We start from the raw sequence: 13,214 nt of genomic DNA, 5'->3' as shown, positions 1-13,214 counted from the left end.
AGGGATATCACAGATGGCGTGCAGCATTTTGTGTCTATTTGCCTCTCAAAGCGTCTGATATAAATCAATCGACCCTATGAGACGGCCAATAACCCAACGCCAAGCTAAGAAAGGAGTGCGACTGTTCGCGCTCTTTTTTATATAACAATAATAACTGGCGATACTATGTCTACCTATCAACCTATCAATTATGATTTTCACCGCATGGTCATCTTTACCATCTTAGCCGGTGCCGTTATCTCTGCCTTAGGCATTTCCATTACCCTAGCCGCTAAGTACTTACAGTTAGGTTTTTTGGTCTTTAACCAGCGTCCCGATATGTTGGGTAATTATGTTGACTCTCCATTAGCCTACATCTTTAACATGGGGCTGATTTTAGCCGGTGTCTGTACCCTACTTGCTATGTATGGACTACAACAATTACGTTTAGGTTATTTCGGCCGTTACATTTCCTTAGCGGGTTTTGTGGTAGGTGCTACCATCATCTTGATGGGAATCTATCCAATTAATTTCCTTGAAGAACACCGGCTGTTTTCAACCGCTTTCTTACTCGCCACTATATTGTTGTATTTTCTCAGCTTATGCGCACGCATAAACCATAAACCCCTCTGTCCAATGCCACTATTTGTGGTGAGTTTATTGGGACTGATTTGTGCTACAGCATTAGCACTCATGCTGAATTGGAACAACTTTGATTTCGATCCTTGTCTACATGAAGCGAGCAGCATCTGTGCAGTCTCGGTGATCATGTGGTGCCAAACCCACTTTATCATGCTGTGGTGTATTGTATTGGCACTGACCATTAATAAGCTTGCGTTGAAGAGTTATCGAGAGAGCATTTCAACTCAGCTCTCAGCCAGCTATTAACCCATGCGGCTGGCACAATATATTGCCTTAACTGGGTACTGCTCTCGCCGCACAGCCAGTCGATTGATTCGTGATGGCCGAGTTAGAATCGAGCAACGACAAGCCAATCATATTGACCAAATAAATCTAGTTAAGACAGAGCAAGGGCAACAAGCCAGTCAGGCTATTTATATCGACAATCAACCTTTGGGTGTTGTCGAAACTAAACAATACTGGGTCCTCAATAAACAGGTGGGCACCGATTGCCGCCTATTGCCTCAAGACCCCTGCAGCCTATTACACCTGCTACCAAAACAGCCTCGACTGTATCCTGTCGGCCGACTCGATAAAGACTCCCGCGGTTTGTTATTACTCACCAATGATGGCGAGTTAACCCATAAGTTGATGCATCCAGACTTTAGTCATAGCAAGCGTTATCAAGTTCAGTTAAATCGCCCCTATGATGACCACTTTCTACAACAGATGGCCGCTGGCGTCAGTTATAAAAACCTCACCACACTCCCTTGCCAAGTTCAAAGGCTGACTGACGACCGCTTTGAAATCATTCTCACCCAAGGCTTGAATCGACAAATTCGCCGCATGAGCCTCGCCCTCGGTTATAAGGTTATCGATTTAAAACGCTGTAGCATCGAAACATTGCAACTTGGCGATCTTCCTCCCGGCGGGATGCGACCATTAAGCCAAGTCGAAGTAAACACCCTATTAGTGGTGACAAAAAACCCACAAAAGTAAATAACCTGAACTCTGGATAAGCAGAGCCGCTGAATAGATTTCCTGTTCAAGCTAATCATTTATAGCAATGATTTAGCTTATTAAATTTAGATCTTTCGACACTGATTATCCCGAGTTCAAATTAAATAAAACCACCTTTTAGCTCTCTAAATGATTTCATTTCCTAGCCTGACAACGACTGATTTTAAATATTTGTTAAATCTAAACATGCGTTAATTACGCAGCTTTTAATAACTCAAATAGTTTAGATTTCACTGTATTAGACTGTTTTTTAAAGATAATAAAATTTTTCGTATAACAGAGCTCAAAATGACAGCATTTTGTGAAGCACTGCAAAGATGTAACGAATAATACTTTTCGTTAACCATCATATGTCATACATTTAAATCCATGTTGATTGAGTGAGCATTACCCATGTCACTCAGCTACGCCTCGAGAGATTAAAGCAAGTACACAAAATGCGGCTAAGACTGGCTCATCTGTTGTTGTTATCGGCGTCATCCCCTAATACAGCGAGAGCCAAAGGAGAATGAAAATGAGTAAAGACGATTCACAGAAACCGAACGAAATTGATCAATACACTGCCAATGTCCTGAAAAATGGGATTTCACGACGTTCTTTCCTAACTCGCGCAGCGATGGGAACGGGTGGCTTAGCCCTTGCGGGTTTGACAGGTTCTGCTAGCGCGGCACCTGCTTCTACTCAAGAGTATGCTCACATTGGGAATGCTTCTTTAGAGTTTATGCCTAAACCTAAGCCAATTTCTGATGCAGAAATTGCTTCAACACAAACTTTTGATGTTGTTGTCGTTGGTGCAGGTGCTTCAGGTGTTCCAGCTGCACTTTCAGCTAGAGAAAATGGTGCAAGTGTTGCTGTACTACAAAAGCAAGCCATCGTAGTTTCTCAAGGTAACACAGGTTCAGGCCTTGATCTTAAGACGAGTGACAAAGCAGGTATCGAAGCCCTAGTTAACCGTCTAATGGCGGATAACGCTCACCGTAGCCACCCAGAACTGATCAGAAGCTGGGCTTATAACTCAGGTGAAGCGGTAAAATGGGTTCTTGACCGTGCGAACAAAGGTGGTGCTCAAGGTGTTGACCAAGGCACTAAGCCACAACACGGCATTCATGGTATTACAGAATACCCACTTGAGTTCGTCACTTCATACTTCGGTCCTAAGCCATACACGGCTGGCGACGGTATGCGTGCGCTAGCCAAAACCGCTGAGAAAGCGGGTGTTAAATTCTTCTTCAACACCCCTGCACAACAGTTAATCCAAGATGAAACTGGCAAAGTGATCGGTGTTATTGCACAAAACCGTGATGGTAAGTACCACAAGTTCATGGCGAAGAAAGGTGTCATTCTTTCAGCCGGTGACTACCAAAACAACAAAGCGATGTGCGACTTCTTTATCCCTGACTTGAAGAACTTCGAACGCAAGCAGATGGATCGTACCGGTGACGGTTTCGCTATGGCGTACTGGGCTGGCGGTGTTATCGAACCAGCGGGTCACACTAAGATGCTTCACGACTTCGATGCAGGTCCAGCGGCAATGTGTGATATGCCATTCCTAGCTGTTAACGGTAAAGGTGAGCGTTTCGTTAACGAACAGGTAGAAATGTCATTAATGAACAACTACCTACGTGATGAAGTTAACCAAGGTCGTTACAACCAAATCTTCGACTCTAACTACATGGAGCAAGCAAAAGGTTGGCCAGGACGCGCTTACACGCCTGAAGAGATGAAGCACTACATGCCTGAAGTGAAAGGTGAGAAGAAAGGTGTTTACGCATCTCAAATCAATACCTTCGTTGCTGACACCTTAGAAGAGCTGGCAGAAAAACTAGGTTGTGATCCTAAGACTTTTGTTAAAAACGTTAAGCGTTACAACGAACTATGCAAGTCAGGTAGAGATGAAGACTTCGGTAAAGCGCCAAGCAAGATGGCTCCTGTACTGAAAGCACCATTCTACGGTATCCACCGTCGTATGCGTATCTCAGCTATCACTTCAGGTGTACTGGTTGACGCAAATCACCAAGCTCTTGATGCTGACGGTAAGCCAATCGGCGGCTTATTCATCGTCGGTAACATGGGCGGCGGTTTCTACGGTGGCGTTGATTACCCACTAACCGTATTCGGTCTATCTCTAGGCCGTTGTTACACCTTCGGTTACCTGACTGGTAGACACGTAGCCAAGTTATAAGGCGCCGAGTCATCAATGGTGGATGCCTGCCCAAGCAGGCATCCAGTCAAACGAATTGAATAATGGAAATAAGACAATGAAGAAGTTAACCATCGTACTATCTCTTGTACTAAGCGTCTTCGCTGGTAATGCGCTAGCAGCAAAAAGCAGTCCTTTACTTGACCAAACTCACCTTGAAGCGGGCGTAAAATGCGCTAGCTGTCATGGTAAGGCTGAGACTCGTGAAGCTGTGAAAATGACTAAGTGTATTCAGTGCCACAACACTAAAAAGTTAGCGGAAAAAACCAAAAATGTTAAACCGACTAACCCACACAAAAACCGTCACTTTGACACTGAGCTAGATTGTGCTTCATGCCACAACGTACACGAAAAATCTGAAAACTACTGTGGTAGCTGCCACCTACGTTTCGATTTCGTAGTACCTTAGGCCACACAGTTAAATCATCATCCCTGCATTCAAAAACCACCTTTTTAAGGTGGTTTTTTATTGTTAGTGCAACAGCGTTAAATTAGCTTCATTTCATCTGACTAATCCTTTAGTTTAAGGGTTACCATTAAGCTACTGATAGCAATCAGTATAATTAAGCAACTTACCATTAAGCATAGCGGTAAACAAATGCCATTATCGCCCACATATCCATGGCAATAAAAAAGGACGCAGGTTTTCACCTTCGTCCCTTTCAGCTTGTACTAAACAGTATTTGAACTACATGAATCGGCGATTAATGTACGATTTCCATTTCTGCTAGTAGGTTGTCAGCATTATCTAAATACTTCATCACCCACAACATATAACGGCTATCGACTTGGATTGAGCGATTAGTCTCAGGGTCATAACCCCAATCGCCAATAATACTTTCATACACGCCATCAAACAGTAGGCCTACTAATTCGGCACGGCCATTCAAGGTTGGAGAACCTGAGTTGCCCCCAGTGGTATCTAGCGTCGATAGGAAGTTAACTGGCACAGAATCGATGGCTTTCACGTAAAAATCACCATATTGCTTCTGCTTGATTAACTCTAACTGTTTCTGAGGTGCATTAAATGGCTCAACACCCGTGTCTTTAGCCACAATCCCTTCGAGGCGAGTAAATGGCACAGCATGCAAACCATCTTGAGGCGAGTAGCCTTTTACATTACCCACAGTCACACGCAGACTAGAGTTAGCATCGGCATATACCGGCTTACCCTGCGCCTTATTGTAAGCAATGATGGCATCCATATATTGTGGACGCACCTTCATCAACTTACCCGTAAGCTCTTTCTGCTGTTTCTCTTGGGCCATATCGGTATCGTAAAGTGCTACCGCCAACTGGATGAAAGGATCTTTCGATGCTTTGAAATCGCTAACCGATTTATCCATCCATGCCAGACGCACAGCTTTATCACCTAGCTCGGTTTTGGCATACATCTTATCTAAGGTTTTGCTTAGCTTAGCTGCATCAAACTTACTGCCGATCCCGAAGGCTTTATCGAGAGCAGCAATATGATCTTCCTTAGGTAAAGCGGCGTAGCGACTCAATAGTTCTAAAGCAATAGCCTTATCGACACTCGCCGCGTAACGGCGATCGATACGCTCTAGGCCCGACTTAAAGCGAGTCATGTCTCGCTCTTGGTATCCAGGCTCACGTGCCATGTCATCGAGCTGCTTTTCATTCGCCAAACGATAAAGCTGACGCGCTGTAGGTAACATAGTGGTGTAACCTAAGTAACCCATTAATGTCTTGCGCGCCTGATGCTCCTGACTAGTCACAATTAGGCTATCCAACTCGGCTAACGTCTTGCCATATTTGGCTTTACGATCGCTATCTTTATTGATCCAAGCGGTCAACTCAGCTTCTAACGCCTTGCGATCTTCGAGCATGGTCGATTTGCCATAGAACTCGATCATCGAGGTGAAGTTTTTAGCGTAGTTAGCCAAACCAGCGATCAAACTTTCATACTTGATACGCTCATCGCTACCATCTGCAGCAGTTTCTTTAATGATTTCGATAATGCGCTCACGCAACATCTTGCCTTCGGGGTAAGCCCACTCAAACTGGTTTTCTACTTCATTCGCGGTGCGGTAACGGTTGGTGCGTCCGGGATAACCCGCTACCATCACAAAATCACCGTCACTCACGCCTTTAGCAGAAACTTTTAGGAAGCTCTTTGGCTCGTATGGGACGTTGTCTTTGCTAAAGTCTGCAGGCTTACCGTCTTTAGCCACATAGCCACGATAAAAAGAGAAGTCACCGGTATGACGTGGCCACATCCAGTTATCAATATCACCACCATATTTACCCACGCTGGCTGCTGGGTTATACACTAGGCGCACATCGCGGATCTCAAGCTGTTTTACTAGGTAATATTCTAATCCACCATGGAAGCTATACACTTGGCAGCGATAGCCACCTTCGGCTTCACACTGTGCCACTAAAGATTTTTCTTTCGCTTCGATGCCTTGGTAGAACTCGTTACCAACTTTGCTCTCAAGCCCCTGCTTTACTTGATCGGTCACATTGGTCACCGCTTCGGTAACATAGATACGCGAACCCGGTGTCGCCGGTAATTCTTGATCGAGCGACTTGGCTAAGAAGCCATCTTCAAGCAAGTTTTTCTCAGGTGTTGAGTTGTATTGAATCGAGCCATAAGCACAGTGATGATTGGTCACCACCAGACCTTTGGGTGACACAAATGAAGCGGTACAGCCACCTAGGCTAATCACAGCGTTCATTGGAAATTCAGTTAATTTAGAAATCGATTTAGCATCAATTTCTAAGCCTTTTGCTTTTAGCTCATCGGCCATCGCCGGAAGCTGATAAGGCTGCCACATACCTTCATCTGCCTGCGCTGCACATGAAGCCACTAGCGCTGCGGTTAACATCAATTTTTTCATTTTTGCTAAGTCCGTTTTGTAATTGTTATTTCATCGAATACTTGATGATCATCCAATCTCAATCATTAACCGAATATCAAACCAACCCATCAAACTCTGGAATACAAAGTGAAACTCAACCTTAGCCAAAGCATCAAGCCGATATATACCGCTAATGAAAATAGATTTTATTGCCTGACAGACATAAAAAAGTCGGGCTAAGTGCCCGACTTTAACATAAAACGACTAAAACACATTCAATCAGCTGCTCAGCAACAGCATGAAGTTGTAAGCAACTGTAAAATTGGCTATTACAGTGCAATCCACAACTGAGCGGCAATAATCACCAGCCCCAAAATACCCGATAAGGTTAGCGCCGCTTTACCCCCCCTCACTTGATAGCCACCTAACTTCTGTGGACGCTGAACCAGTGCCATGGCTATCGGCAAAAAGACAATCATCACCACCAAAGGAATAGCGGCAAATCCAAGCAATTGAATAAAGCCATCAGGGTAATACAGAGCGCACAATAGCGGTGGAATAAAGGTCACCAACCAAGTCTGCAGCCGCCCAAGCATGTTTTCTTTAGCACGAGTTAACTCAGAAATGTAATCAAATAGACTCATGGTCACCCCAAGGAAGGAGGTGATCAGCGCTAGATTGGCAAATAGGTCGATACACTGTTGTAAAATCGCCGATTGCGCTACGCCTTGTAACGCGGCTACCAACTTAGGTAATGAACCGGAAAAACCATATACTGTCGCACCGCCAACAGTCCCTAAAGTCACCATCAGCCATAAGATGTAGCACACCAAAGGAATGGTCGATCCGATGACTAAGACCTTACGTAATGACACAGCATCACCGTCGAGGTAACGCACAATAGTGGCAATACATACATGAAAACCAAAAGAGGTAAACACCACTGGAATGGCCGCAAGCCAGAGATCACCTAACTCCCCTTTAGAGACTAATTCACTGGCCGACTCGCGTAGCAAATACGTAGGGCTCACTTCGGGTAATAGGAACAACACCACAATCACAAACAAAACAACCATTGCGGTAAACAACACTCGTGAAGCCTTGTCGATCCAAGACACGCCAATGGCAATAAAACCACCGAAGAAAACCGTAAATAGCAATACCGCGACTTCGTGACTCATCGAGATCCCTAGGGGTTCAAAACGTGACTCTAACAGCGAAGACCCGCCTAAGAGATACACCATAGTTAACGCAAAAAGCAGGCTTAAAAATGAACCTCCTTGAATTAATTGCCCCAGCTTACCTAAGGTTTTACCGGTAATCGCATGAACATTTAAACCGACACCAGCGCGTAAATTAATTTCTAACATTAACAAAGAGGTATAAATAGAAATACCCCAAATAACGACCAATAACAGCAGCGCAGGAATGGTGCCTAGCGACGCCGTGGCTAACGGCAAGGCCAACATGCCGCCACCGATGGCAGTCCCCGCAACAATGGCTATTGAGCCAAGCATTTTTAAGTTCACAAAATTGTCCTGTCTTTAATTTATTCTTTATTTTTGGAAGGTCAGATTTAAAACAACTTCGAAGGCGGGATCGAGTGATTAAACACTGCAGATAGTCACTATATCGCATCCTTTCTATATCTGATCCGATGCAGTTTGCTTAACCACTACCTTAACTCTATAAATTTGACTGTCTGGCACATTAACAGAGGCAGCCCCAGCGGGCAAGAGAGCGACTTACAAACAGCCGACAGTTAGCAGATCCAAAACAATTTCACAACCAATTGACTACTGACGCAATACTTTATCCTTGAGCCAGTTTCATTATCTTTACTTAAGCTGCCACTGCGGCCAACTTGCCAACAAAAACTAAAAACGTATAATGGCGGCCTCTGCTTTAGGGGAGTAGCTAACGTGATTGCGCCAGCGTTCACGGGTGGGTATCAACATACTTGGCCACATGCCATGGTATCCACAGCAAATATCTCGGTTGTTAAACCAACATTTGCCCGGCAAGACCTAAGTACAGTTACCGCTTAACGAATGGGGGCGGCGGACTGTGCTTGGATTTTTGCCCCCTTCGGAAATTTTATGGAAGCTCTACTCGCATCAACCGTCACCGTAGCCATTGCCGAAATAGGCGATAAAACCCAGCTATTAGCGCTATTGCTGGCTGCGCGATTTAAAAATAAAACCGCCATTATCTTAGGTATTTTACTGTCGACTCTCGCTAACCATTTTGCCGCCGCCTGGTTTGGCCAATGGGCGATTGATTGGCTCAGCCCCGAAATAGCAACCTATCTGGTAGCAGGTTCGTTTTTTGCTATTGCTCTTTGGGTATTAGTACCAGATAAAGTCGATGCAGAAGAGAATCGCTTTTATAAAATGGGACCTTTTATTGCTACCTTTATCTTGTTCTTTCTGGCGGAAATGGGGGACAAGACACAAGTCGCAACCGTAATTTTGTCGGCTAAATATGATGCCTTAGCCATGGTGGTAATGGGCACCACATTAGGGATGATGATCGCTAATGTGCCGGTAGTGATTGCCGGCCATTTTAGTGCCGAAAAATTACCGCTTAAATGGATCCACCGCGGCTGTGCTCTACTGTTTTTCATGCTCGGCGTCGCGACACTCATACTGTAGATCGAATTAGGCGTGTTTATCTTTGCTATTTGATTTTTGATTTTTGATTTTTGATTTTTGATTTTTGTTCAAAATAAAAGCATTTTAATCGCGGCATAAGCTGTAACGCTTAGTCATCTAAGCAAGTCAGCTCATAACAAAGAGTAAAATACTTTTAGCCGACCCCCTAGGGCAGCATTTAAAAAGCCAGTGATAACTATCACTGGCTTTTGCTTTATCGACTACTACACACTTTACAAAGTTAACACTTACGAAAGCTAACGTTTATAAACTAATATTTCTACCCGATTATAAGCTTAACGCCTGCTTGATACGTTGACCATAATCGCTATCCGCCTGAGTAAAATGCTCAACCATACGTAGCTGTACATCGACACTTACCTGGCTCAATGACCCAGTGATAGTTGCCACTAAGCGTTGTTTTTCCTCTTCAGAGAATAGACGGTACAGGTTACCGGCCTGAGTATAATCATCTTGACCATAACGGCTGTAACGTGCAGCTTCACCATCGAGTCTTAATGGTGGCTCGGCTAAGTTCACTGATTCAACCAATGCTGATTCCGTGGTATTCGGACCATAGTTTGCGCTGTTATCACCACCGGTTTGGCTGCCGCTAAATGGGCATTGAGTTCCCGCCATAGCACCGCCACGCTGATGGTGATTAGCCTGAGTGGCATGTGGGCAGTTAACCGGTAACTGGTTGTAATTCGCCCCAATACGGTAACGCTGTGCATCGGCATAAGCGAACAAGCGCGCCTGAAGCATCTTATCTGGTGAAGCCCCAACACCAGGAACCAAGTTACTTGGTGCTAGTGCCACTTGTTCAACCTCGGCAAAGTAGTTTTGCGGCAAACGATTAAGCTCAAGTACACCAATTTCAATCAGAGGGTAATCGCCATGTGGCCATACCTTGGTCAGATCAAACGGGTTGATATGATAAGTGTTAGCATCGGCTTCTGGCATGATCTGTACGTTCACGGTCCAGCGCGGGAAGTTAGCATCGTTAATCGCCGCAACCATGTCACGCTGCGATGAATCAGGATCGATCCCTTTGAGAATATCGGCCTGCTCGTTAGTTAAGTTGACCACACCTTGCTGTGATTTAAAGTGGAACTTGACCCAGAAACGCTCACCTTTCGCATTCCAGAAAGAAAAAGTGTGCGAACCATAACCGTGCATCTGGCGATAGTTTGCAGGAATACCACGGTCCGACATCAACACTGTCACTTGATGCATCGCTTCTGGATTTAATGACCAGAAGTCCCACATCGCTTGTGGATCTTTAAGGTTTGTCAGTGGATTACGCTTCTGTGTATGGATAAAATCAGGGAACTTAATACCATCACGCAAGAAGAAGGTCGGCGTATTATTACCGACGATATCGTGATTACCGCGAGCAGTGTAAAAACGTAAACCAAAGCCACGAGGGTCGCGTTCAGCATCTGCTGAACCCATCTCACCACCGACGGTAGAGAAGCGAACGAAGGTTTCAGTCTGCTTACCTACACCATTGAAGTGGTCAGCAATAGTGTAGTCACTTAAATCTTTGGTCAGGGTGAAGGTACCATAAACGCCAGTACCTTTGGCGTGCACGATACGCTCAGGAATACGCTCACGGTTGAAGTGAGCTAACTTCTCGATAAGGTGCCAATCTTGTAACAACAGTGGACCACGTTCGCCTGCTGACAATGAGTTTTGATCGTCGCTGATAGGTGCGCCATTTTGGCTGGTCAAGATATTATTTACTTGTGTGTTCATATTCATTTCTCCAATTTCAATTCTGTGTGCGTATCTGTTTAAAACTCGGTTAATGTTGTTCATTAACCCACTGTTCAATCACGTCATAAATTGTGGACATCTGATAACTCCTACATTTAAAAAGTAATCAATTCACTGTCTCGATGGATAAATAGTATTTCAATCGCAAAAATAGATAAATCGATTAAAACAAATTACATCAATAGATTTTTCAGATTAAAATTTAAAATTACAATAAAAAAAGCGATGAACCGGAAACGGCTCATCGCTGCGCTAAAAATGCAAAGGATTAAGATGATGAAATCAAGCTAACTTATTTGGGCAATTCCAAGATGACCTGTATATCACTCCAAGGAATCCACTTGAAGTTCTGATTTTGCTCTGGCAAACGGTTACGGCCATCTTGTACCACCATCATGCCTTGTGCCCATTTTCCAGTACCGACACTAAGAGCTGTAACGTCTAAACCATCGGTTTCGGCGCTGCCATCAAAACCTTTAGTACCGTTAACACCAATGCGAAAACGGGCCACATAGTCATAAGGCGCCTCAGCCTGATACAAGATATAACTGTCGTTGCCTTGGCTAGAAACCACTAAATAATCATCGCCCTTAGCGGGTTGATATAAGGCAACTCCCTCAATATCGGCCACTAATGGGCCACCAGCTTCGATGATCATCTCGCCTTGAGAATGCTGCTTATCGGTTAAGTCAAATAACCAGATACCCTGGTCTTCCTCTCCGGTAAACAGACGCCCTGTGGCATCATCGACAACACAACCTTCAGGCTGGCTCGGCACCTTAAACTGACGCACTTCACGAGCTTGTAAACCTATTCCTTGCCACTCCAGAGCGATTTGATGGATCACACCAGACTTATCATTCACCAAGGCAAACAAGGTATCCTCATTAGGTTGAAATAGGCACAGACCATAGATCTCTGTTAATCCGGTCGACTGCTCAGGCAGTTGCGTCAAAACACCATTTGCATCGATCTCAAACAGGCTCAGGCTGTCACGATCTCGGTTACTGGCAACGGCAATATCTCGTAGCTTACCGCCAAGAAGAACCTGCTGACGAATATCGACATTATTAACACGTCCGACTGGAATCCCCTGTAGCTGCTCACCTTGCATCGAAAAGCTCAATAAGCCCCAACGCTTGTTAGTGCCGATGACGCGGCTTTTCTCCGGCTGAGTAGGATGTACCCAAATGGCGGGGTCATCCATGGTATCACCCGCTCTATCGGCAATATCACTCTCAACCGCGGTAGGGATCTCTTTGATAATTTCCGCTGACTTCATCGCACCGGTTTGCGCCATAGGAGACCAAGCAATACGATAAAACTGATCTTCATCGTCTGAATAGGCAAAAGTGGCATCGGCACTCATATATAGGCTTTCCATCCCACCGACTCCGACAAAAGGTTGGCCTAATGCACGACCCTGGTCATCGTAGACAGTGCCTGACTCATCGAGTAAATACACTTGGCCATCACGCACCACCAACCCTGATAAATTATTATCAGGCATCGAAGCTAATAGCTCTGACTCTGCTGGCATATGCGGCGCGGCCGGATATGCCCACAGCCCTTGATGCTGATCGATGATTAGCAGATTCTCTTCGACGTCCACGGCACATTTTTGTGCCCCCATGGCCACCGATAAACGTCTAACCAATTGTGGCTGCCATTGCTGCTTGCTACTGAGCAACCACTGCTCGGCATGGCCTGCATCATCGCCAATCCAGGCATAGAGATTTTGATCCACCTGACGAGCCTGTAAACAGAGCCACTCTACCTGAAAATCACGCTTTGGCAGCAATGGGAGACGGTAAGTTTTTCCTAAATTCAGATGTATACCTTGTACCTGATCCACCTGAGTATCATAGGTCAGCGCCACATCCTGATAGACGCTCAGATATTCAAATTGACCCGGCATCATCACTTTAAGTTGATCTTTATCTGCCAATATCAAACCTTGCGTTTCACTGACAAACAGTGGCTGCTGTTGCCACAAGGTCATTTCACTGCCAGCTTTAGGACTCAACATCACCTTTGCCTCTAATGCCGGAGAACTAGCCCATACGCTCGGTAACCCCGATATCAATGACAACCAAACCCCAGCGGTCAAGATTAAATGCTTATTCATATTGTTATTCT

At 45.0% G+C, this 13,214-nt stretch carries 9 protein-coding genes; 5 read left to right on the top strand and 4 right to left on the bottom strand.

The genetic code is table 11. From position 1 onward, the window contains the following. Positions 1-165: 165 nt before the first annotated feature. The 4 genes from L1D21_RS01620 to L1D21_RS01605 all read left to right on the top strand — a co-directional run bounded on the left by L1D21_RS01620 (position 166) and on the right by L1D21_RS01605 (position 4,229). On the top strand, positions 166-867 hold the full coding sequence (locus L1D21_RS01620; protein WP_239843481.1) for a DUF998 domain-containing protein: 702 nt from the start codon (positions 166-168) through the stop codon (positions 865-867). A 3-nt stretch (positions 868-870) separates the two neighbouring features. Beyond that, a complete protein-coding gene (locus L1D21_RS01615) occupies positions 871-1,599 on the top strand; it encodes a pseudouridine synthase (protein WP_239843480.1) in 729 nt (242 codons plus the stop codon). Between the two features lie 535 nt (positions 1,600-2,134). Further along, positions 2,135-3,802, top strand: coding sequence for an FAD-binding protein (locus L1D21_RS01610; RefSeq protein ID WP_239843479.1), 1,668 nt, complete (start codon positions 2,135-2,137; stop codon positions 3,800-3,802). A 76-nt stretch (positions 3,803-3,878) separates the two neighbouring features. Beyond that, entirely contained in the window at positions 3,879-4,229 is a 351-nt protein-coding gene (locus L1D21_RS01605) for a cytochrome c3 family protein (protein ID WP_239843478.1), read from the top strand. A gap of 295 nt (positions 4,230-4,524) precedes the next feature. On the opposite strand, the gene L1D21_RS01600 is transcribed toward L1D21_RS01605, so the two are convergent. Both L1D21_RS01600 and L1D21_RS01595 read right to left on the bottom strand, forming a co-directional pair. Continuing rightward, positions 4,525-6,681: a S46 family peptidase gene (locus tag L1D21_RS01600; RefSeq protein ID WP_239843477.1), complete on the bottom strand. Its 2,157-nt coding sequence runs from the start codon at positions 6,679-6,681 to the stop codon at positions 4,525-4,527. A gap of 290 nt (positions 6,682-6,971) precedes the next feature. Continuing rightward, positions 6,972-8,171, bottom strand: coding sequence for an aromatic amino acid transport family protein (locus L1D21_RS01595; RefSeq protein ID WP_239843476.1), 1,200 nt, complete (start codon positions 8,169-8,171; stop codon positions 6,972-6,974). Between the two features lie 570 nt (positions 8,172-8,741). Between L1D21_RS01595 and L1D21_RS01590 the strand changes: the two genes are divergently transcribed. Further along, positions 8,742-9,296 carry a TMEM165/GDT1 family protein gene (locus tag L1D21_RS01590; protein ID WP_239843475.1) on the top strand — a complete coding sequence of 185 codons (555 nt, stop codon included), beginning with the start codon at positions 8,742-8,744 and terminating at the stop codon, positions 9,294-9,296. Positions 9,297-9,584: 288 nt separating this feature from the next. Here the strand turns inward: L1D21_RS01590 and katB are convergent, their stop codons facing one another. Together katB and L1D21_RS01580 are read right to left on the bottom strand one after the other, a co-directional pair. Beyond that, positions 9,585-11,054: a catalase KatB gene (gene katB, locus L1D21_RS01585; RefSeq protein WP_239843474.1), complete on the bottom strand. Its 1,470-nt coding sequence runs from the start codon at positions 11,052-11,054 to the stop codon at positions 9,585-9,587. A 313-nt stretch (positions 11,055-11,367) separates the two neighbouring features. Next, entirely contained in the window at positions 11,368-13,203 is a 1,836-nt protein-coding gene (locus tag L1D21_RS01580) for a phytase (protein ID WP_239843473.1), read from the bottom strand. Between the last annotated feature and the right edge of the window lie 11 nt (positions 13,204-13,214).

It is taken from the genome of Shewanella sp. Isolate11 (genome assembly GCF_022398315.1).
Taxonomy (GTDB): domain Bacteria; phylum Pseudomonadota; class Gammaproteobacteria; order Enterobacterales; family Shewanellaceae; genus Shewanella.
This window is presented reverse-complemented; position numbering and strand designations above follow the sequence as displayed.